The 20,918-nt window shown below is 71.3% G+C and carries 22 protein-coding genes, 1 tRNA gene and 2 pseudogenes; 9 read left to right on the top strand and 16 right to left on the bottom strand.

Features of this window, described 5'->3' with window-relative positions; all coding sequences use genetic code 11:
• On the top strand, positions 1-360 hold a 360-nt coding region (locus T398_RS25425), incomplete at its 5' end, for a RidA family protein (protein ID WP_496450361.1).
• A 44-nt stretch (positions 361-404) separates the two neighbouring features.
• Here T398_RS25425 and T398_RS25420 read toward each other — a convergent pair.
• The 4 genes from T398_RS25420 to T398_RS25405 all read right to left on the bottom strand — a co-directional run bounded on the left by T398_RS25420 (position 405) and on the right by T398_RS25405 (position 2,181).
• Complete coding sequence (locus T398_RS25420; protein WP_496450360.1) at positions 405-695, bottom strand: putative quinol monooxygenase; 291 nt, start codon at positions 693-695, stop codon at positions 405-407.
• A gap of 152 nt (positions 696-847) precedes the next feature.
• On the bottom strand, positions 848-1,390 hold the full coding sequence (locus tag T398_RS25415; RefSeq protein WP_496450359.1) for a dihydrofolate reductase family protein: 543 nt from the start codon (positions 1,388-1,390) through the stop codon (positions 848-850).
• Positions 1,391-1,576: 186 nt separating this feature from the next.
• Positions 1,577-1,885 (bottom strand): hypothetical protein, encoded by a 309-nt coding sequence (locus T398_RS25410; protein ID WP_496450358.1) that lies wholly within the window; start codon positions 1,883-1,885, stop codon positions 1,577-1,579.
• The gene (locus tag T398_RS25405; protein WP_496450357.1) at positions 1,879-2,181 is read right to left on the bottom strand and encodes a hypothetical protein; all 303 of its coding nucleotides are present in this window, start codon (positions 2,179-2,181) and stop codon (positions 1,879-1,881) included. The genes T398_RS25410 and T398_RS25405 overlap by 7 nt, the downstream gene beginning before the upstream one ends.
• 250 nt (positions 2,182-2,431) lie before the next feature.
• Between T398_RS25405 and T398_RS25400 the strand changes: the two genes are divergently transcribed.
• Positions 2,432-3,244, top strand: coding sequence for a helix-turn-helix domain-containing protein (locus T398_RS25400; RefSeq protein WP_496450356.1), 813 nt, complete (start codon positions 2,432-2,434; stop codon positions 3,242-3,244).
• Positions 3,235-3,423, top strand: coding sequence for a DUF397 domain-containing protein (locus tag T398_RS25395; protein WP_496450355.1), 189 nt, complete (start codon positions 3,235-3,237; stop codon positions 3,421-3,423). The genes T398_RS25400 and T398_RS25395 overlap by 10 nt, the downstream gene beginning before the upstream one ends.
• Positions 3,424-3,443: 20 nt before the next feature.
• Here the strand turns inward: T398_RS25395 and T398_RS25390 are convergent, their stop codons facing one another.
• The 8 genes from T398_RS25390 to T398_RS25355 all read right to left on the bottom strand — a co-directional run bounded on the left by T398_RS25390 (position 3,444) and on the right by T398_RS25355 (position 10,921).
• Entirely contained in the window at positions 3,444-4,481 is a 1,038-nt protein-coding gene (locus T398_RS25390; RefSeq protein WP_496450354.1) for an ABC transporter ATP-binding protein, read from the bottom strand.
• Positions 4,478-5,314, bottom strand: a complete 837-nt coding sequence (locus T398_RS25385; RefSeq protein WP_496450353.1) for an ABC transporter permease — start codon at positions 5,312-5,314, stop codon at positions 4,478-4,480. Before T398_RS25385 ends, T398_RS25390 begins: the two co-directional genes overlap by 4 nt.
• A 32-nt stretch (positions 5,315-5,346) precedes the next feature.
• Positions 5,347-6,204: an ABC transporter permease gene (locus T398_RS25380; protein WP_496450352.1), complete on the bottom strand. Its 858-nt coding sequence runs from the start codon at positions 6,202-6,204 to the stop codon at positions 5,347-5,349.
• Positions 6,201-7,412, bottom strand: a complete 1,212-nt coding sequence (locus T398_RS25375; RefSeq protein WP_496450362.1) for an ABC transporter substrate-binding protein — start codon at positions 7,410-7,412, stop codon at positions 6,201-6,203. Before T398_RS25375 ends, T398_RS25380 begins: the two co-directional genes overlap by 4 nt.
• 17 nt (positions 7,413-7,429) lie before the next feature.
• Positions 7,430-8,053, bottom strand: coding sequence for a CDP-alcohol phosphatidyltransferase family protein (locus tag T398_RS25370; protein ID WP_496450351.1), 624 nt, complete (start codon positions 8,051-8,053; stop codon positions 7,430-7,432).
• Positions 8,053-8,772, bottom strand: coding sequence for a TVP38/TMEM64 family protein (locus T398_RS25365; RefSeq protein WP_496450350.1), 720 nt, complete (start codon positions 8,770-8,772; stop codon positions 8,053-8,055). Before T398_RS25365 ends, T398_RS25370 begins: the two co-directional genes overlap by 1 nt.
• The gene (locus tag T398_RS25360; RefSeq protein WP_496450349.1) at positions 8,769-10,217 is read right to left on the bottom strand and encodes a dihydrolipoyl dehydrogenase family protein; all 1,449 of its coding nucleotides are present in this window, start codon (positions 10,215-10,217) and stop codon (positions 8,769-8,771) included. The genes T398_RS25365 and T398_RS25360 overlap by 4 nt, the downstream gene beginning before the upstream one ends.
• A gap of 158 nt (positions 10,218-10,375) precedes the next feature.
• Positions 10,376-10,921 (bottom strand): CGNR zinc finger domain-containing protein, encoded by a 546-nt coding sequence (locus T398_RS25355; RefSeq protein ID WP_496450348.1) that lies wholly within the window; start codon positions 10,919-10,921, stop codon positions 10,376-10,378.
• A gap of 83 nt (positions 10,922-11,004) precedes the next feature.
• Here T398_RS25355 and T398_RS25350 point away from each other — a divergent pair, with 83 nt between their 5' ends.
• From T398_RS25350 to T398_RS25340, 3 genes and pseudogenes are all read left to right on the top strand, one after another.
• The gene (locus T398_RS25350) at positions 11,005-11,967 is read left to right on the top strand and encodes an EamA family transporter (protein WP_496450347.1); all 963 of its coding nucleotides are present in this window, start codon (positions 11,005-11,007) and stop codon (positions 11,965-11,967) included.
• A gap of 19 nt (positions 11,968-11,986) precedes the next feature.
• Positions 11,987-12,705: pseudogene (locus tag T398_RS25345) on the top strand (HAD family hydrolase).
• A 53-nt stretch (positions 12,706-12,758) separates the two neighbouring features.
• Positions 12,759-14,486, top strand: a complete 1,728-nt coding sequence (locus T398_RS25340) for a S8 family serine peptidase (RefSeq protein WP_496450346.1) — start codon at positions 12,759-12,761, stop codon at positions 14,484-14,486.
• Between the two features lie 139 nt (positions 14,487-14,625).
• Here T398_RS25340 and T398_RS25335 read toward each other — a convergent pair whose 3' ends face one another.
• On the bottom strand, positions 14,626-15,297 hold the full coding sequence (locus T398_RS25335) for an IclR family transcriptional regulator (RefSeq protein WP_496450345.1): 672 nt from the start codon (positions 15,295-15,297) through the stop codon (positions 14,626-14,628).
• Between the two features lie 62 nt (positions 15,298-15,359).
• Between T398_RS25335 and cysS the strand changes: the two genes are divergently transcribed.
• Both cysS and rlmB read left to right on the top strand, forming a co-directional pair.
• A complete protein-coding gene (gene cysS, locus T398_RS25330) occupies positions 15,360-16,775 on the top strand; it encodes a cysteine--tRNA ligase (protein WP_496450344.1) in 1,416 nt (471 codons plus the stop codon).
• Complete coding sequence (gene rlmB / locus T398_RS25325) at positions 16,775-17,920, top strand: 23S rRNA (guanosine(2251)-2'-O)-methyltransferase RlmB (RefSeq protein WP_496450343.1); 1,146 nt, start codon at positions 16,775-16,777, stop codon at positions 17,918-17,920. Before cysS ends, rlmB begins: the two co-directional genes overlap by 1 nt.
• 75 nt (positions 17,921-17,995) lie before the next feature.
• Here rlmB and T398_RS25320 read toward each other — a convergent pair whose 3' ends face one another.
• Entirely contained in the window at positions 17,996-19,093 is a 1,098-nt protein-coding gene (locus T398_RS25320; protein WP_496450342.1) for an ABC transporter ATP-binding protein, read from the bottom strand.
• 307 nt (positions 19,094-19,400) lie between these two features.
• On the opposite strand from T398_RS25320, the gene T398_RS25315 reads away from it, so the two are divergent.
• Positions 19,401-19,477 (top strand) — tRNA-Thr (locus T398_RS25315).
• Positions 19,478-19,862: 385 nt separating this feature from the next.
• On the opposite strand, the gene T398_RS25310 is transcribed toward T398_RS25315, so the two are convergent.
• Together T398_RS25310 and T398_RS25305 are read right to left on the bottom strand one after the other, a co-directional pair.
• A complete protein-coding gene (locus T398_RS25310; RefSeq protein WP_496450341.1) occupies positions 19,863-20,540 on the bottom strand; it encodes an NUDIX domain-containing protein in 678 nt (225 codons plus the stop codon).
• Between the two features lie 171 nt (positions 20,541-20,711).
• Positions 20,712-20,918, bottom strand: a pseudogene (locus T398_RS25305) (RidA family protein); the annotation flags it as partial.

Below are 20,918 nucleotides of genomic sequence, written 5' to 3'. Positions count from 1 at the left end.
TCGCAGGTGGCGGTCGCCACCGGGTCGCGGCTGGTCTTCCTCGCCGGCCAGGTCGCCGTAGACCCTGACGGGAACACGGTCGGCGTGGGTGACCTCGCCACCCAGGTGGAGCAGTGCTACCTCAACGTCGCCACCGCCCTGGCCGAGGTCGGTGGCTCCTTCGACGACGTGGCGAAGGTGACCGTGTACGTCGTCGACTGGACGCCCGACAAGATGGCGCTCCTGGGGGAAGGGATCGCGCGGGCGGCGGCGAAGCTGGGCGTCACCCTGGCCGCCCCGCTGACGGGCCTGGGCATCAGCGCGCTCGCCGGCCCCGACCTGCTGGTCGAGGTCGAGGCCACCGCAGTCCTCGACGGTTAGGCCCCGTCAGCCGTGCCGGGGGCATCGTCAACCCGGCACTCGCCTCAATCGATACGAGTCATCTCGTAGCGGGTGCATTCCTCGATCTTGTCGGCGGTGGCTTCGGAATGGGCTTGCACATGCGGGGTGTCCATGTGTGCCTGCCAGAGTTCACGGGACTCCCAGTTCTCGTAAACGAGAAAAAGGGTCGGGTCGCTGTTGTCCTGATGAAGGTGGTAGCTAACGCAGCCTTCGTCCTGGCGAATGATCGGAACAACCCTCTGGAGCTCAGCCTTGAGCGGTTCCACCTGGTCCGTCTTGGCACGATTGTGGACAACGATGGTCAGGATTGACATTCGGCGCTCCAGGCTCCTCGTCAGGTTCGCGTCACCTCCTCAAACTAGCGGAGGAGATCACCCGGAGTCCGGCAAGTCGCCGGTTGGGTGTCACCCTGGCTGCCCTGTTGTCCCTGGGGCGCGGCCTCGACCCGCCCCAGGGACAGCTCAGCTCAGTGCAGGACCTGGAACCGCAGGTGGGTCGCCTGCGGCGTACTGATCACACCGACGTTCTCCAACCGAAGCGCAGTAGCATCGAAAAGCTGGATACCGTCTTTGATCACCATGGGCCGTACCGCCAGCCGGATCTCGTCGACGAGCCCCGCGGCCAGGCACTGCTGGGCGAGCTGGGCGCCGCCGCCGATGATGACCTCGCGCTCCCCCGCGGCGACCTGGGCACGGCGTACCGCCTCGGCGACGTCCGGGATGAAGTGGAAGACGGTGTCCCCTTTGGCGGCCTGCTCCGGCGCGCTGTGCGAGACGACGAAGTGCTCGACCGGGAACGGGTTGTCCACGAATCCGTCCTGGCTGGCGCCCTGGTCGTAGGTGCGTCGCCCCATCACCATCGCGCCCATGCTGCGCTGCAGCTCCTCGACGATCGCCTGACTCTCCGGCGAGGGGGCGAAGAACCAGTCATGCAGCCCTTCGGACCCGCCGTCCGGCCCGGCAATGCAGCCATTTACCGACATTGTCATATCCAGAACTACTTTTCCCATGATATCTCCATGGTTTGGTGGCGTCCTGCTTCTAGAGCCGGGGAGACGCTCCTGCCAACCTCTCGGGGTTGCTGAGGGTGTCATGAGCGCGAGAAGCCCCGCATCCGCCAATGTCACCATCGCCCACCGACATTCTGGTGCCGCGTCGACCGATGCGCCCTGCCGTTTCATCGATGGATGTCGAGGCTAGCCAACCCCGTCATCCTGACCTGAATTCACCGCTGGCGGGTTCCGGGGTGTCCAGGCCAGGAAGCGGTCGAAGAGGGCCTTCGGGTCGGGGCCGTCGTGTGGGTGGAGTTTGTGTAGGTCGGCTGCGGCGTCGTGGAGCAGGGTGCAGAGGTAGATCCGGAGCGCGATGGCGTCGGTGGCGTATTCCTTTCGCAGGGTGAGTCGGGCGGTGGCGCAGGGCCAGGGTGCGGCGCAGGTGCGGCAGATCCAGAGTGGGCGCAGCGGTAGGTGTGGTCGGGTGGTGGGGGTGGCCGGAGGGGTCACCATTTGCCGCCGTTGGCGCGCCAGGTTTGGGCGGGGGTGAGCCAGCCGACGCGGCCGACCTGGGGGTTGGCGACGGTGGGGGCGTTCCACGCGGGGCGGTTCGGTGGGGGCGCGGCGGTGGCTGGCTCGGTGGGCACGGTGGTGTGTCGGTCCGGGCAGTTCCGCCAGGGTAGGCCGCAGGAGCAGTCGGGGCGGGGGCCGCGCCAGACCCGGCGGTGTCGGGGTGCGAGCGGTATGGGGCGTTCGTTGCGCGGCCACCGGAATGCGCGGGAGAGCCAGTTTCGGGTAGATCGAGACATGGCGCTGCCTTCCTCTCGAACGTTTCGTGTGACGGCCCCAGCGGGTGGGATCACCCGGCCGGGGAAGCGGGCGATCCCATTGCGACGCCGCGTTCGGGATCGGAGGCGGGCGTCGTGCTTCACAGTTTGCTGAGGGTGCGGCTACGGTCAGAAGGGTTTGGCCGTGCTGTGGGAGAGCCTCTGTGCTGGGCGGGGTCGCTGGTGGCGCGGTACTGGAGTCGATCAACCGGTTCGTGGAGGGCGGTTGGAGATGGCGACTGGAGAGGTGACCGCTGCGGGATTCTTGGTGGCGGAGTTGCGCCGGGCTCGGGTTCGGCGGGGTTGGAGTCAGGAGGAGTTGGCCAAGGCGATCAACTATTCGCCGTCGATGGTCAGTGCGGTGGAGTTGGGGCAGCAGCCGCCGACCGGTAAGTATCTCGAGCAGTTCGACAGGGCTCTCGACACCGGTGGCCTCTTTACCCGCATGCTTACTGATCTGGTGGCACTTGATAGAGCACAGGCATGGTCGCGCGGCTGGCGCAGAATCCAGGCAGAGTCGTGGGCCCTACGCTGGTTCGACCCGCTACACGTTCCAGGTCTGTTGCAGACCGAGGCGTACGCGCGGGCGGTCTTCGAGTCAGATCCACTACTTGATCCAGAAGAAGTCCAGCGGCGACTTGCCGACCGGCTGGACGGTCAATCGGTGCTATATGCCGAGCGTCCATCCCGGCTCGTGGGGGTAATGGATGAGGCGGTGCTACGGCGGAGGGTAGGCGGGCGAAAGGTCATGCGCGACCAGTTGTCGCACCTCGCCCGCCTAGCCGTCGAGCACCCCCACGTTCGAGTCCAGGTCGTGCCATCCTCGGCGGAGGAGTATCCGGGCCTTAACGGCCCGTTCATTCTCGCCAGCATGACCGGTGGCAGCGAGCTTGCCTTTCTCGGCGGCCAGATCGGCGGGCAGGAGTTGGATCGGTCGGCTGATCTCATGCGCTTGCAACGGACCTGGGAGGCTACCCTCGCCGTGGCCCTGCCCCCGCAGGAGTCCATCGAGCGGATAAGGGAACTGGTGGAGTCATGGAAATGAACGGTGCCCGCTGGCGCAAGAGCCGCCGGAGTGGTTCCAACGACCAGTGTGTTGAGGTGGCGACGAACCTGTCGGGTGTGGTGGGGGTGCGGGACAGCAAGGATCCGGTGGGGCCGGTGCTGGCGGTCGACCCGGGTTCCTGGCGGTCCTTCGTGGCCTCGCTGCGGACCGGTGAGTGAGTGGGCGTCGTAGGGCGTGGCTATGGGGTGACCACGCTGAGGTGGGCCGGGGGTAGGTAGAGGGGTGTGTCGTCGCCGGGGCGCAGCGGTGCTGCCGGCCCGGTGGTGAGGCGCAGGGTGACGCCCGCGCTGCTGGCCTGGATGTCGAGGTGGGTGCCCCGGTCGGTGACGGCGGTGATGGTCGCCGGTACGACGTTGTCGCCCTGGTGGTCGCCGGCCAGGATGGCTTCGGGGCGGATGAGGAGCAGCCCCGCTCCTCGGTGGTCGGTGTCGAGGTGGAGGCGGCCGAGCGGGCAGTCGAAGTGGCCGGGCTGGGCGGTGCCGGGGATGGCGTTGTCGGCGCCGCCCAGGAATCGGGCGACGGCGAGGGTGGCGGGCTGGCGGAACAGGTCGGCGGGTGGGGCGTGCTGGGCGACCCGGCCGTCGAGGAGCACGGTGACCGTGTCGGCCACGTCGGTGGCCTCGTCGCGGTCGTGGGTGACGAACAGCGTCGTGGTGCCCTCCTGCCGGTGCAGGTCGGTGAGGAGCGCCCGCATGTCGCCGCGTAGCTGCGGGTCGAGGGCGCTGAACGGTTCGTCGAGCAGCAGGACCCCGGGGCGGGCGGCCAGGGCGCGGGCGAGGGCGACGCGTTGTTGCTGGCCGCCGGAGAGTTCGCCGCTGCGCCGGTCGCCGTAGCCCGGTAGCGCGACGGCGTCGAGCAGCGCGGTTACCCGCCGCCGGATGGCAGCGCGATCGGTGCCGCGCATGCGCAGGCCGAAGGCGACGTTCTCGGCCACCGTGAGGTGCGGGAAGAGTAGCGGGCGTTGGAAGACGACGCCGAGGTCGCGCCGGTGCGGGGGCTGGCGCAGGACGCTGCGGCCGGCGAGCCGGACGTCGCCGCCGGTGGGGGTGCTGAGCCCGGCGACGATCGACAGGAGGGTGGACTTGCCGCTGCCGGAGGGGCCGAGCACGGCGGTACGGGTGCCCGCCGGCACCTCCAGACTCACCCGGCGCAGCGTCGGGGCGCTGGTACCGGGGTAGGTGTGGTCCAGGTCGACGATGGTGATGTTGGTGGTCATCGGCCGACTCCGAGTAGGGCGGTGTCGCGGCCGGCGAGTTGCCGGGCGGCGAGGGCGGTGAGCAGCAGGGGTGGGGCGACGGCGACCAGCGCGATGGCGGCGGTGGCGGCCTGGTTGCCGCTGCCGGCGGCGGTGGCGAAGAGCAGCAGCGGCACGGTGGTGACGACGCCGCCGCCGATGAGCAGGGTCAACAGGTAGTCGCTCCAGGAGATCAGGAAGGCGAACATGGCGGCGACGACCAGGCCGCCGCGCAGCTGGGGGAGGCTGACCTCGCGGAACGCCCGCCACGCCCCGGCGCCGAGGGTGCGGGCCTGCCGTTCCAGGGCGGGGTCGACGCCGGCCCACACCCCGGACATCAGCAGCGTGGCGTACGCGGTGGCGGCCGGCAGCTGGGCCAGGACCACGCCGGCAAGCGAGTCGGCGAGCCCGGCACGCAGGTAGACGATCTGCGCGCCCATGGCGACGGCGAACGGTGGCACCAGCACCGGGGCGAGCAGGATCAGCTCGATCAGGCGCCTTCCCGGCAGCCGGTGCCAGGCCAGCGCGCGCCCGGCGGCGGCCCCGAGGGCGGTGGCGAGGGCGGCGACGGCGACGCCGATGCCGATGGAGGTGGCGACGGACTCGGCGAGGCGGGACTGCGGGCCGAGGGCCTGCTCCCAGCCGGCCAGCGACCAGCGGTTCGGCCACAGGTCGGGGTAGAACCACTGGTCGGTGAAGGCCTGCACGGCCAGCGGCAGCAGCGGCCCCGCCACCCAGAGGCCGGTGAGGATCAGCACCGCGGGGCGGGCCAGCGCCGCACCGAGCGGCCGGCGGAGCCGCCCCGCTTCCGTCACCGGCCGAGCTCTCTTCGCCGGCGCCGCTTCCGTCACCGCCGCGCTCCGGTCACCCGGCCGACGGCCCGCCGGCTGGCCCCGGTGTACGCGAGCGCCGCCGCGACGGCGATGGCCGCGATCAGCAGGGCGATGGCGACGCCCTCGGCCCGGCCGGAGAGTTCGGCGGCGGTGAACCGCTGGTAGGCCAGGACCGGTAGCGGCTGCGGGTAGGCGCGGCCGAGCAGGGCGGGCACCTCGTACGCGCCGAGGGTGAAGGCGAAGATCAGCACCGCCACGGCCAGGATCGACGGGGCGAGCAGCGGCAGGGTCACGTGCCGCAGCACCTGCCGGGGCCGGGCGCCGAGGGTGGCGGCGGCCCGTTCGTGCTCGGCGACCGGCCCGCCGAGCGCGGCGAGGACGACGATCAGCACGAACGGCGCCTCCTTCCACACGTACTCGACGATCACGGCGACCGCGTGCGGGTCGGCGACCAGGGCCGGCAGCGCGACGCCGACGGTCCGGGCGGCGCGGGCCAGCAGGCCGGAGTCGGCCAGCAGCAGCCCGATCGCGACCGCGCCGATCAGGTGCGGCACCGGCAGCCCGAGCTGGGCCAGGAAGGTGGCCGTGCGTCGGCCCACGGCGGTGCGGCGCAGGGCCAGGGCGGCGGTGACACCGATGGCGACGGCGAGCCCGGTGGCGACGGTGGAGATCCAGAGGCTCAGCAGCAGCCCGTCGGTGAACGCCGGGCCGTCGGTCACCCGCTGGTAGGCGGCCAGGCCGACCGGCGTGTCGGTGAACCCGGCCAGGCCGAGGCTCTGCGCGAACCCGTAGCCGAGGCCGCCGCCGAAGAGCAGCACCACGGTGGCCAGCGCCGGCAGGATCAGCAGGAGCCCGGTACGGCGGTGGTTCACTGTTGCAGCACCTCGCGCCGCCAGCCCTCCTCCAACGGCGGCAGCCACTCCGCCCGTAGCTCCGGTTGGCTGTTCCGCGACAGCTGGTCGTAGCTGGGCACCTGCGCCGAGGCGGGCAGGGCGGCGAAGCGGTCCCGCCACTCGACGTCGAGCTGGTCGAGGTCCACGGCCGGGTACTGGCCCCACCCGTCGGGGCGGGCCTTCTCGTACTGCAACTCGGGGGAGAGCATCAGGTCGGCGAGGGCGAGCGCGGCGGAGCGGTTGGCGGCGTTGGCGGGTACGGCGAGGTAGTTGGTGTTGCCGATGGTGCCCTCGTCCAGCAGCAGGGTACGGGTGGTGGCCGGGAACTGTCCCCGTTCGACCAGGCTGGTCACCTGCGCCGGCCCGTACGTCATGGTGAAGTCGACCTGCCCGTTGGCGTACAGGTCGTTGAGCTCCTTCTCGTTGGCCGGGTACGTCGCACCCGCGCGCCACAGGGCGGGCCGCAGCTCGCGCAGGGTCTGCCACAGCGGCGGGGTGAGCCGGTCGTAGGCGGCCTGGTCGAAGTCGTCCGGGATCTGGTCGACCCCGCCGGCCTGGTGGTAGAGGGCGTGCCGGACGAAGACCGAGCCGGTGAAGTCCGGCGGGGCGGGGTAGGTGAACCGGCCCGGGTGGGCGCGGATCCAGTCCAGCAGCCCGGCGAGGCTGGTCGGCGGGTCGCTGACCCGGGCGGAGTCGTAGCTGAACGCGAACTGGGCGCGACTCCACGGCACCTCGCACCCCTCGACCGGGGTGCCGAAGTCGTTGGCGACGGTCGGCTCGGACCAGTCGACGTAGCGCATGTTCGGCAACAGCTCGACCAGCCCGCACTGCCACAGCCCGGCCTGCTTGCCGGTGCGGAAGTTCTCCCCGTTGATCCACACCAGATCCACCGATCCGCCCGAGCCGCGGCCGGCCTGCTGCTCGCCGAGGACCTTGTTGACCGCCAGGGCGGTGTCGGTGATCGGTACCCGGTTGATCCGGACGTCGAGCCGTTCGCGGGCGGCCGGGGCGACGACCTCGTCGAGGTAGCGGTTGGCGCCGTCGTCGCCGCCGTACATGAAGAGGTTGACCGTCTGCCCGCGGGCCTCCCGCAGCACCTGGGCGAAGTCGCGGGGGGCGGGTTCGGCGTCGCCGGTGCCGGCGGTGCAGCCGGCGGCGAGCAGGCCGGCGGCGGTCAGCGCCGCCACCGCGCGCCATCGTCGGTTCATCGGGTGGGCCTCCCGGCGGGCTCGGACAGGGTACGGACAGCGTGCACGACGCGCTGCCCGGCGGTGATGGCGACCACGGCGGCCCAACCCCAGGCGAGTTGTCCGGCGAAGCCGGGCAGCAGGCAGAACAGGGCGTGTACGGCGATGGTCTCGGCGCCCTCGGCCAGTCCGCCGAGGAAGTGCAGCGACCGCTCGTCGCCGCGTTCCCGGCCCACCCGCTCGGCGATCGACGAGTACGCCAGCAGCGTCGCCCCGTTGACGTAGTAGGTCACCAGCAGGACCAGGAACGGGGTGGCGGGCCCGTCAACGCCGACGGCGACTCCGGCGACGAACGCCCCGTACACGGTGAAGTCCGCGACGATGTCGAGGAATCCGCCCAACGGGGAGGCGGTGCCGCGGCGGCGGGCGAGCGGGCCGTCGAGGCCGTCGGCGAGCCGGGACACCAGCCACGCCACCAGCGCCGGCCACCACCAGCCGGCCGCCGCGGCGGCGCTGGCGGCCAGGCCCAGGGCCAGGCCGGCGGTGGTCAACCGGCCGGGCGTCACCCACGGCCGGTCCACGGCGGCGGCGACCCGGTCCAGGGTCTTGGCCAGGACCGGCCGCAGACGTGCGTCAATCATCAGGTGGTGCCCTCGGTGGCCGGCACCGGGCGGGAGTCCCGGCGGCGGACCCGGCGGGCCGCCGCCGCACCGGCCAGGGTCAGCGCGGCCAGACCGGCCACGGCGGCGAGGAACTGCGGCGAGGTGGGATCGGTAAGCGAGCCACCGACCGCGGTGTAGGCGACAATTCCCGGTGTCATACCGATCGCCGAGCCGAGGGCGTAGTCGCGCAGCCGGACGGCGGTCACCCCGGAGCCGTAGTTGAGCAGCGCGAACGGGACCAGCGGCACGAGTCGCAGCCCGATCACCGCGATCAGCCCGCGCCGCGCCAGGAACCGGTCCAGGCGGTGCAGCCGGCCGCCGACGAGCCGCTCCACGGCCGGGCGGCCCAGCAGCCGGCCGAGCAGGAATGACGCCACCGCTCCCAGGGTCGCCCCCACCAGCACCACCACCGATCCGCCGACCACTCCGAACAGCGCCCCGGCGGCGGCGGTGAGCAGCACCCCGGGGACCAGCAGCACGGTGCCCAGGGCGTACCCGACGATGTAGAGCAGCGGTGCCCACGGCCCGGTGGCGGCGACCCGGTCCCGCAGCGTCGCCACGTCCGGGGTGCCCTGGGTGGCCAGCAGCGTCGCCGCGCCGGCCAGCAGGACCACCAGGAAGGCCAGCCTCGGCCACGGTGAGCCGACGATCCGGACGAGCCGGGACGCCGCCGCCGGCCGGGCTGAGTGGTCGGTCATCGGTTCCCACCCCGGATCGGGTGCAGGGCGCGGCGCAGGGTGCGGAGCGCGGTCATCGCCCGCGTCGGCAGCGGCGCGGTCAGGTCGGCGCGGAGTTGGGCGAGACTGGCGTTCCACGGCCCGTCGGCGTACGTCGGGTAGGGGTGCACGGTGCTGGCCACGTCGCGCACCTTCGCGCCGCGCCGGATCGCGGCGGCGAGCTCGGCGATCGTCTCACCCGCCCGGGGCGAGACGACGGTGGCGCCGAGGAGCCGGCCGCCCGGCCCGCTCACCAGCTGGGTGAATCCGTCGGTACGACCGTCGGTGATCGCCCGGTCGACGTGGTCGTGGTCGAGTCGCTCCGCGCGTGCTCGGCTGCCGTGCCGGTGGCGGGCCTGGGCGAGGGTCGCCCCGACGCGCGCCACCTCCGGGTCGGTGAAGGTCACCCACGGTACGGCGGCGTAGTCGATGCGGCGGCGCAGCCCGAGCAGCGCGTTGGTGGCGGCGTACCCGCCCTGTACCCCGGCGACGTGGGTGAACGGGAGGGTGCCGGTGACGTCGCCGGCGGCGAAGATCCGCCGGTTGCTGGTCCGCATCAGGTCGTCGATCACGACGTGCCCCCGCTCGGCGCAGCGCACCCCGGCGGCGGCCAGGCCCAGGTCGGTGCTGCGCGGTCGGCGTCCGGTGGCGACCAGGATCCGGTCGACCTCGACCGTCGCGCCGTCGCCCAGGTGGAGCGTGCCGCCGGTGACCCGGTCGACGCCGGTCCCGGTCACCACGGTCACGCCCTCGCCGCGGAGCCGTTCGGCGATCAGCGCGCCGGCCACCGGCTCCTCCTTGCCCAGCAGCCGGTCGGCCAGCTCGACGACGGTGACCTCGACGCCGAGCCGGGCGAGGGCCTGGCCCAGCTCGCAGCCGATCGGGCCGCCGCCGAGGATCGCCAGCCGCCGGGGCAGCTCGGTGAGGTCCCAGAGCGTGTCGGTGGTCAGCGGGTCGGCCTCGGCCAGGCCGGGCACGGTGGGCAGGGCCGGCGCGGCACCGGTGGCGATCAGCGCCCAGCGGAACCGGGCTGGTCGGGTGCCCGCGTCGTCGGTGATCTGCAGTGTCCCCGGGCCGGTGAACTCCGCCCGGCCGGCCACCACCGTCGCCCCCGTGGCGCTGATCGCGGCGGGGGAGTCCACCGGCTCGATCCGGGCTATCGAGGACCGGACGTGGGCGAGCACGGCGGCGTCGTCGACCTTCGGTGGGCCGGCCTGCACCCCGTACCGGTCGGCGGTGCGGACGGCGTGCGCGGCGTGCGCGGCGGCGATCAACGACTTGCTGGGCACGCAGCCGGTCCAGAGGCAGTCACCCCCGGTGCGGGCGGATTCGACCAGCAGCACCCGGGCGCCGAACCGGCCGGCGGTCTTGGCTGCCACGAGCCCCGCGGTGCCGCCACCGAGGACCGCCAGATCCCATTCTTCCACCCCACCCAGCCTTCCTCGCTGTGCCGCCCGTGCGGCCGTGCCTGTCCAGGATGCCCGGTCGGGGCCCGAGCCGCCGAACCCTGTAATGCAACGGTCAGAACTGGGCTGGGGCGGGCTGGCCCGGTGGTGGGCGGTGGCGGGCTGGCCCGGTGGCCGGTTCAGGAGCGGCTGGCGGTCTTGCGCGCGCGGTAGGCGGTGACGGCGGCCCGGTTGCCGCAGCCGGCGTCGCAGAAGCGGCGGGATCGGTTTCGCGACAGGTCGACCAGGACGTTGCCGCACTCGGGGTGGTCGCAGCTTCGTAGTCGACCCAGTTCGCCACTGCGGACGAGGTCGGCCATCGCCATGGCGGCCTCCACCGCCATCCGGGTCGCCAGCGGTGCGTCCCGGGGCACCGCGTGCAGGTGGTACGGCTCGTCGTCGTGCGTGATCAGCTGGGGCAGGGCGGAGTTCTCCTGGAGCAGTCCGTTGATGATGGACACGATCTCGTCGGTGTCGGCGTGCCAGATCCGGCGTAGCCGGGGGCGCAGCTCGCGTACCGACCGCAGTTCGCCGTCGGTGTGCTCGTGTCGTCCGCTGTACGCGTGCGCGACGAAGAAGGCGTTCAGCGCGGCCGTGTCGGGCAGGCTGTCGCCGGCGCTGCCGTCGGTGTTCACCAGCGCCGCGGCGGTGATCAGCCCGCACTCCGTGTCATGGGCAAAAAGCAATTTGACTCCTATCCTGGTAGCGCTATCGTCATCGACGTAGGCTCATTTTGCCCATTACATGGTGTCGTTGCCAAGGAGAACCCATGCGCCAACCCCCGCGCGGCAGCGCCGGCCTCCTGCTGGCGGTGCTCTCGGCACTGACCTTCGCGACCTCCGGGACGTTCGCCCGATCGTTGATCGACGCCGGCTGGTCCGCCGAGGCGGCGGTGGTCATCCGGGTCGGCCTCGCCGCCCTGGTGCTACTGGTGCCAGCGGTGCTGGCACTGCGCGGTCGCTGGTCGCTGCTCCGACGCAACGCCGCCTCGATCACTGCGTTCGGGCTGCTCGGTGTCGCCCTCGCCCAGGTGTGCTTCTTCAACGCGGTGCGCTACCTGCCGGTCGGCGTCGCGCTGATGTTGGAGTACCTGGCCGTCGTGGTGGTGGTCGGCTGGATGTGGCTGGCCCACGGGCAACGACCCCGCCGGCTCACCGTCGCCGGGTCGGTCGTCGCCCTGGCCGGGCTCGGCCTCGTGCTCGACCTCGCCGGGGCCGGGCGGCTGGACCCGGTGGGGGTGCTCTGGGGGCTCGGCGCGGCCGTCGGGCTGGCCGGCTACTTCGTGCTCGCCGGCCGGATGGACGCGAACCTCCCGTCGGTGGTGCTGGCCTCCGGCGGGATGGCGGTCGGCGCTGGCGTGTTGCTCCTGTTCGGGCTGGTCGGGGTGTTGCCGCTGCGGACGTACACCGGCCCGGTCGACTTCGCCGGGCAGCGCACCAGCTGGCTGGTGCCGGTGGCGGGGCTGGTGCTGGTCGCGGCCGTGCTCGCGTACCTCACCGGGGTCGCCTCGACCCGTCTCCTCGGTGCCCGGCTGGCCTCCTTCGTCGGGCTGACCGAGGTGATGTTCGCGGTGCTCATCGCCTGGCTGGTGCTGACCGAGCTGCCCACAGCGGTGCAGCTCGTCGGTGGGGCCCTGATCGTCGCCGGGGTGGCCCTGGTCCGCCTCGACGAGCCACGCGAGACCCCAACGGTGGAGCAGGGCCAGAAACCGGCGCTCGCCACCCGCGGTTGACCCTGGCAAGCTCGACGCCATGCTGAGGACGGTGGTGTTCGACGCGGACGAAACCCTGCTCGACCTACGCCCGGCGATGACCGGCGGGCTGCTGGCCGTCCTCGACGAGATGCGTCGGTTGACTCCGGCAGCGGTCGCGGTGTCCCTCGCGGACCTGGAGACCGACTGGGCCGTGGCCTTCGCCGCGAACCCTGCTATGCCGATGCCGGAGCTGCGCCGGGTGGCGCTTGCCCAGTCGGTGTCCCGGGTCGGGCTCGACGCACACCTGGACGACCTGTTGGCTCGCTACTTCGCCCAGCGGTTCGCGCTGACCCGCCCCTTCCCGGATGTGCTGCCGACGCTCGCAGAGCTGGCGGAGACGTGGGCGATCGGCTATGCCACCAACGGCAACAGCCGCGCGCAGCGGTGCGGGCTCGCCGGGCGGTTCGCCTTCGAGGTGTACGCGCACGACAACGGGCTACCGAAGAAGCCGGCACCGGAGTTCTACGCGGCGGTGGTCGAGGCGGCTGGGGTGCCGGCCGGGCAGGTGGTGTACGTCGGTGACTCGATCGCCCACGACGTGGTCGGGGCGCAGACCGCCGGCTGCGTGGGGTCTGGCTCAACCGTGATGGTCGAACCTGCCCGCCGGGGGTTCGGCCAGACGCGGAACTGTCCACCTTGACGGATCTTCCTGCCGTCCTGGCTGCTCTTGCGGACGAAGAAGATCTTCGGGCGCAATCGGAACAGCCCCTGGTGTAAACGTCGATGGTGTTGTTCGATGACTGCCACGTCCCGCAACGAGAGGATCCGATGTGAGTAGACGCTTCACCGCCGGCGCCGTCGCCACCGTGACGGGCCTGGCGTTGACGGTCACGGGGCTGAGTGTCCCCGCCGGTGCCGCACCGAGCAGCAGCGAAACCTTTACTGTGGTCGCGGAGGACGGCGTCAGCACCGAGGCGGCCCTGGCGGAGATCCAGGCAGCCGGCGGCACCGTCGTAAACCGGATCGACGATGTCGGCGTGTTCCAGGTGACCAGCGACAAGGTGGACTTCACCGACCGGATTGCCGAGGCAGACACCCTGATCGGTGCGGTCGAGCAGAAGGCCATCGGCCGTAAGCCCAAGTTCGACCTGGTCGAGCAGGAGGCGCTGCTGACCGCGTTCAACGGCAAAGGCTCCGGCAAGGACAAGGACAAGGACAAGGGCAAGGGCAAGGGGCCCGACGGCAAGGGCAAGAAGATGGACCCGCTGGACGACAAGCTGTGGGGCCTGGACATGATCCGCGCCGACAAGGCCCGCAAGAAGGAGTCCGGCGACCGGCGCGTCACCGTCGGCGTGCTGGACACCGGCCTCGACGCCAGCCACCCCGACATCGCACCGAACTTCAACTGGGCGTTGTCCCGCAACTTCGCGCCGGACCTGCCCGAGGTCGACGGTGAGTGCGAGGTGGCGAGCTGCCTCGACCCGATCGGCACCGATGACGGCGGCCACGGCACCCACGTGGGAGGCACCATCGGCGCCGCCGCCAACGGCTTCGGCCTCTCCGGAGTCGCGCCGAACGTCTCACTGGTGGAGCTGAAGGGCGGCCAGGACTCCGGCTACTTCTTCCTGGAGCCGGTGGTGCAGTCGTTGCTGCACGCCGGTCGGGCCGGGCTCGACGTGGTGAACATGTCCTTCTACGTCGACCCGTGGCTCTACAACTGCACCGCCAACCCAGCCGACTCGCCCGAACACCAGGCCGAGCAGCGGGCCATCATCAAAGCGATGAAGCGGGCGCTGAACTTCGCCCACAACCGGGACGTAACCCTGGTCGGCTCCCTCGGCAACAACCACGAGGACCTGGGCGACCCCCGGATCGACACGTCCAGCCCGGACTTCGGGGACACCCCGCCGTACCCGCGTGAGATCGACAACGACAGCTGCTGGGACCTGCCGGTCGAAGGGCCGCACGTGATCGGCGTCTCCGCCGTCGGCCCCTCGGGTAAGAAGGCCGCCTACTCCAACTACGGCACCGAGCAGATCAGCATCGCCGCGCCCGGCGGCTGGTACCGTGACGGTTTCGGCACGGACACCTTCAGCACCTACCCCAACCTGATCCTCTCCACCTACCCGGAGAAGGTGCTCAAGGAAGACGGCCTGGTGGACGCGGACGGCAACATCGATCCGAGCGTCGAAGGGCTCATCTTCAAGGACTGCAAGAGCAACGGTGAGTGCGGCTACTACCGCTACCTCCAGGGCACCTCGATGGCATCGCCGCACGCCTCGGGCGTGGCCGCGCTGATCGTCAGCAAGCACGGGAAGAAGCAGGGCCGCGGCGGCTACGGCCTGGCCCCGGACCTGGTCGAGCGGCACCTCTACCGCACCGCCACCGAGCAGGCCTGCCCGAACCCGCGGCTGCAGCAGTACCGCGACGAGGGCCGCGACGAGACCTACGACGCGTACTGCGCCGGTGGGGCCAACTTCAACGGCTTCTACGGGTACGGCGTCATCGACGCGTACACGGCGGTGACCACCCCGCTCAAGTCGCACGGCCGGCCGTAGGGCCGATCCGAGCACGCGGGCCCGGCCGACCCAACCGGTCGCCGGGCCCGCCGGCTTCAGCGCGGCCCGCCGGCTTCAGCGCGGCGCGTCGGCTTCAGCGCGGCGCGTCGGCCCCAACTGTCAGCGCGGCCCGCCGGTTTCAGCGCAGCGCGTCGGCGACGGTGCCGGCGGCCGTGCGGACCTGGCCGCCGACCGTCTCGGTGTCCAGCGGCGTCAGGGAGACCACGCCGACGCTCGCCTCCAGCCCTGGTACGCCCAGCACGGGCGCGGCCACCCCGTGTGCCCCGGACTGCAACTCCCCAGCCGTGTCCACCGGGTCGGCCGCGCCGGTGCGGCCGGCGAGAATCGCCCGCCCGGCCGCCCCGCGCTCCAGCGGATGCCGTGCCCCGGTCCGGTACGCCACGTGCAGGGCGGTCCAACTCGGCTCGACCACCGCCAGCGCGACGCCCTCACCGCCCTCGACCACGGTCAGGTGCGCGGTCGCGCCGGTCTGCTCGGCGAGCTGGCGCAGCGCCGGCAGCGCCCCCTCGGCCAGCAGCGGCTGGGCCCGCCGGGCCAGATTCAGCACCCCCACCCCGAGGCGGAGCCGGCCGTCGGCGTCCCGGCGCAGCAGGCCGTGCGCGCTCAACGGTGCGACCAGCCGGTACACGGCGGCGCGCCCGATCCGCAACTGTCCCGCCAGCTCGGTGACGGTCAACCCGCCGGGTGCGTCGGCGACCAGGTGCAGCAGGCGCAACCCCCGGTCCAGCGTCTGTGCGCTCTCGCCGCCCCGCGGGGACGGCGGGTCACTACGTCGGGGGGTCGTGTCCACGCCAGCAGCGTACGACCCGGCTCCCGGCGGCCCGGGGAAGCGGGGACGGATACCCTTGTCCGGTGACCCTACGCCTGTATGACACCGCCACCCGTTCGGTGCGGGACTTCGTCCCGCGGGAAGCCGGCAAGGTGGGGATCTACCTGTGTGGGCTCACCCTCCAGGCACCGCCACATATCGGTCACCTTCGCTCCGGCGTCAACTACGACGTGCTCCGCAGATGGTTGCTGGCGAGCGGGCTCGAGGTCCGCTTCATTCGCAATCTTACCGATATCGACGACAAGATCCTGGTCAAGGCGGTGGAGCAGGACCGACCATACTGGTCGATCGCCTACGCCAACGAGCTGAAGCTGACCGCCGCGTACCGGGCGTTGAACGTGCTGCCCCCGACCTACGAGCCGCGGGCCACCGGGCACATCCCGGAGATGCAGCAGCTGATCGCGCAACTGATCGACGCCGGCCACGCCTACCCGGCCCCCGACGGCTCCGGCGACGTCTACTTCGACGTGCACTCCTGGCCCGCGTACGGGGCCCTGTCCAACCAGTCCCCGACCGACATGCAGCCCGCCGGCGACGCCCCCGAGCGGTGCAAACGCGACCCGCGCGACTTCGCCCTCTGGAAGGGCGCCAAGCCCGGCGAGCCCGCCGACGCGTACTGGCCGTCGCCGTGGGGTCGGGGCCGGCCCGGCTGGCACATCGAGTGCTCGGCGATGTGCTGGCGCTACCTCGGCAGCGAGTTCGACATCCACGGCGGCGGGCTGGACCTGACCTTCCCGCACCACGAGAACGAACTCGCCCAGTCACAGGCCGCCGGCCTGCCGTTCGCCCGCTACTGGGTGCATCACGGCCTGCTCAACATCGCCGGCACGAAGATGGGCAAGTCCTGCGGCAACGCCCTCGACCTGACGTACGTGGACTCGCTCGGGGTGCGACCGGTGGAGCTGCGCTACTACTACGCCGCCGCCCACTACCGGTCAATGATCGACTACTCGGAGGACGCGCTGCGCGAGGCAGCCGTCGCGTACCGCCGGATCGAGGGCTTCGTGCAGCGGTCCGCCGAACGGGTCGGCGCCGGCCAACCCGCCGTGGTGCCCGCGGCCTTCGCCGCCGCCATGGACGACGACCTGAACACCTCGGCGGCGCTCGCCGTGCTGCACGAGACGGTTCGGGACGGCAACACCGCGCTGACCGGCGGCGACGATGTGACCGTCCGCACCGCGCTCGGCCAGGTGCGGGCGATGCTGGATATCCTCGGGGTCGATCCCCTCGACCCGGCGTGGAGCGCCGGTGGCGGGACCGACGACCTCTGCGCCGTGGTCGACTCGCTGGTGCAGTTGGCCCTGGAGCAGCGGGCGCAGGCGCGCAGCCGCAAGGACTGGTCCGCCGCCGACGCGATCCGCGACCAGCTCAAGCAGGCCGGCGTGGTGGTCGAGGACACCCCCCAGGGCCCCCGTTGGACTATTGGAGAGCAGGACTGATGGCCGGCAACTCGCAGCGCCGTGGCCGACGGCTGACATCTAAGGCAGGCGCCCCGAAGGGCACCGGCGGCAAGGGGCGGGACGCCCTCGCCGGCCGGGGCCGTACCCTGCCCGCCGACGAGCGGCCGTGGCACAAGGCGTACTCGGGCACCGAGAAGCTACCCCAGCGCACCGCCTGGAAGCAGGAGAAGGAGCGCCGGAGCGCGGCCGATGAGGGGCGCGCCCCGAAGATCGGTAAACCCGGCACGAAGGACACCACCTGGGGCAGGGGTGGCGGTCGCGGCGTCCCCACCAACAAGAGCGGCCGAGGCGTCCCCAACAAGAGCGGCCGGGGTCGGCCAGACAGCCACAGCGGTGGCCCCCGGGTCGCCCCCGGTCGGCGGACGAACCCGGCGAAGGACGCTCCCGAGCTGTTGGTGGGCCGCAACCCCGTGCTCGAGTCACTGCGCGCGAACGTGCCGGCCACCGCCCTCTACGTGGCGCAGGGGCTCAACACCGACGACCGGATCAGCGAGATCGTCCGGACCGCGGCGGACCGGGGCATCGCGATGCTGGAAGTCAGCCGCGCCGAGCTGGACCGGATGACCGGCGGCGTGTTGCACCAGGGCGTGGGCCTGCAGGTGCCGCCGTTCCGGTACGAGCCGTTCGAGGACCTGACGGCGGCGGCACTGGAACAGCCCGCCCCGCTGCTGGTGGCGCTGGACGGGGTCACCGACCCGCGGAACCTGGGCGCGGTGATCCGGTCGGCCGCCGCGTTCGGCGCGCAGGGGGTCTTCGTCCCCGAGCGGCGGGCCGCCGGGATCACCGCGACCGCCTGGCGGACCAGCGCCGGTGCCGCCGCGCGGGTCCCGGTCGCCCAGGTCACCAACCTGACCCGGGCACTGAAGGCGTGCAAGGACGCCGGCTTCCTCGTGGTCGGCCTGGACGCCGACGGAGAGACCGACCTGTACCACCTGGAGGCCGCCGTTGGCCCACTCGTCGTGGTGGTGGGCTCCGAGGGGCGCGGCCTGTCCCGGCTGGTCGGCCAGACCTGTGACCTGACCGTCGGAATCCCGATGGTCTCCGACGTCGAGTCGCTGAACGCCAGCGTCGCGGCGGCCGTGACGCTCGCCGAGGTGGCTCGCCGCCGGGCCGCCGAGGCCTGAACTAACTCCGCACACGAAAAGGGGGCGGTCCGCAGCAGCGGACCGCCCCCTTTTTCGTAGCTCAGGATTCGTAGGTCAGGACGAGATCCGGAGGCCGGTCTTCGAGTTGAAGAGGTGGCTGCGTCCCGGCTGCGGCCGAACGAACACGGTGCCGCCCATGTTCGGCATGGTGCGCCGGTCGGTGCGGACCACGAACCGCTCGTTGGTGCCCTCCAGCGCGGCGTGACCGTAGATGTTCGCGTCCGACCCGAGGTCCTCGACCAGCTCAACGGTGACCGGCAGGCCGCCCTCGGTCGGGCTGACCAGCTCGCAGTCCTCCGGGCGGAAGCCCACCACGACCTTGTCGCCAGCATCCTCGGCGCGGGCCGCCTCGACCTGCTCGCGGGTCAGCGGGATGTGCATCTCGGCGAACTCGGCGCCCTTGTCGGTCAGCGGCACGGTCTTGATGTTCATCGCCGGCGAGCCCATGAAGCCGGCGACGAAGACGTTGGCCGGGGTGTCGTAGAGCGCCCGCGGCGTGTCGACCTGCTGGAGCTCGCCGTCGAGCAGGACCGCCACCCGGTGCCCCATCGTCATCGCCTCGACCTGGTCGTGGGTGACGTAGACCGTGGTCACACCGAGCTTGGACTGCAGCGACGCGATCTGCGTGCGGGTCTGCACCCGCAGCTTGGCGTCGAGGTTCGACAGGGGCTCGTCCATCAGGAAGACCTGCGGCTCACGGACGATCGCCCGCCCCATCGCCACCCGCTGGCGCTGGCCGCCGGAGAGCGCCTTCGGCTTGCGGCCGAGGTACTCCTCCAACTGGAGCAGCGTCGCCGCCTCCTTGACCCGCCGGTCGATCTCCGCCTTCGGGGTCTTGCGAAGCTTGAGGGCGAACGCCATGTTCTCGTACACCGACATGTGCGGGTAGAGGGCGTAGTTCTGGAAGACCATCGCGATGTCGCGGGACTTCGGCGGCAGGTGCGTCACGTCCCGGCCGTCGATGGAGATCGAACCCTGGTCAACGTCCTCAAGGCCGGCGAGCATGCGCAGGCTGGTGGACTTACCGCAACCGGAGGGGCCGACCAGGACCAGGAACTCGCCGTCGCCGATCTCCAGGTCGAGCTGGTTGACGGCGGGCCGCTCGGTGCCCGGGTAGATCCGGGACGCCTTGGCGTAGGTAACCGTGGCCATGGGGGTGCTTCCTTTCACCGGCAGGAACGTGCCGGACGATCCGAGTGAAAGAGCGGACCGGCCCGCAGCTGCGGCCCGGCCCACGGGCGACGGGCGTCGACCGCGTCCCTGCACGGTAGATCGGTTTTCTCCGCGTGCCAAGAACGGGAGCAGCTGGTGGGACCGGGACCATACACATAACGGTCAGGCGGGCAGTGCCGGGCACGAAACGACGGCGGCCAGGGCGTGCTGCCGACGTGGGTCGCGCTGACCGGGCCCGCCGCGCGGGAAAACTGGACGTCAGTCGCTATGCTGGCGTCGGCAACACGCCCCTGTAGCTCAGCTGGACAGAGCACTCGCCTTGTAAGCGAGATGTCGCCGGTTCGATCCCGGCCGGGGGCTCCAACACGGCTCCACCCGCACAAACGTCGGTAGGTCTCCCGAGGAGGCGAACCGAACGATGCTTAGAGGCCACTCGCTTATCGACTTTGTGAGGATGCCGGGTGCCCGGCATCCCGGGGGATGGTGATCTGTATGCCTCTCCAGCACCCCAAGACACCTCGCCCTGACCCTGGCCACTACCGCACCTGGCTCAACTCACGGGCGCACGCCATGCTGTCCCGTCCTGACCGAGGACGAACCCGTAGTGTTCACCCTCACCCCGAAACGGACCTAACACTCCAGACCATCCTCTGATGACCGGACTTCGGCCGCGCGACGTTGCGTCAGCTCGCTGGGGCTCAGACCGCCGGGGCGAAGCGCCACCATACTTCCGGGACTGGCGAGCACTTCATCCCAGAAGCTCAGCCAGCAGGGCCCGGTCAGCCGGGAATACGTCGCCGTCGTAGTTACTGGCCAGGTATTTGAGAACCGCGGTATAGGTGTGTGCCGGCACCCACCGCGCGCGCCTGGCACCGGCCGCGCCGACCACCTTAGGCAATTGGCGGTGGTTGTCGTAGGTGCCCAGGCTCACGCAGGATGTAACAGTGGCCATCCACAGCTCGTCGGATGCCCGGGGATCGGGTATGTAGCGGGCCAACATAAAGTGGCACTCCGGAGACGGTTCCACAACCAGTTGCGCTACTTCCCACAGCTTCCGCCTCGCGGCATCACACGGGTCTTCCTCTGGACCAATGTAGCCACCCGGCAGCGCCCAACCACGCCCGTCTACGCGCTCCATCATGACAATCCATCGGCGCTTGACGCCGGTAGAGCCAACAACCTCGGCGGCAGCCAGGGCGTTCGTGCGAAGCCGCTCGCCCCAATACCCGAGTTCGTTGCGCTCGTAACGGAGACTCATTGGCGGGGCCGGCGTGACCGGATGACCGCCAATTGTGCGGAACGGAAGCGCCGCATGGGCCGGACGGACGGGCCAGTCGACAGTAGTGGGGTCCATGATCGGGCCAACCCAGGACTTCCCGGCGACGAGGCTGTCTAGGACACTTGGGTAGCGGTGGGTATAGTTCACGGCCGTCTCCTCGGTCTATGGTCAAATGCTGTGAATCGGAGACCGCACCAGATTTCCGGAGTACCGAAAATATCCCGGCTGCGGCCGGGCTCAGGCAGTCCGGGTGAGTTGCTACCGACGCGGCCGAACATCGACGGTTGCCCGTGGCGGTTCGGCCGCGTCGTGTCCCTCTCAATCCCGCTTGGGGCCCTTTCCTCGTCCCGGTCCGTCCAGGACTGCGGTGGCCTCGACCTCGACCAGCAGGTCGGGGCCGGCGAGCGCGCTGATGCCCAGGCCCGTCAGTGGGGCGGCCAGGGTGACGCCCAGCTTCGCCGCCGCCCGCGCGATCCCTTCCCCCAGGAGCGCCATCTTGTCGGGCGTCCAGTCGACGACGTACAC

The organism is Salinispora goodfellowii (assembly GCF_059570675.1).
The sequence above is the reverse complement of the archived record's forward strand: the minus strand, read 5'-3'. Positions and strand labels throughout refer to the sequence as shown.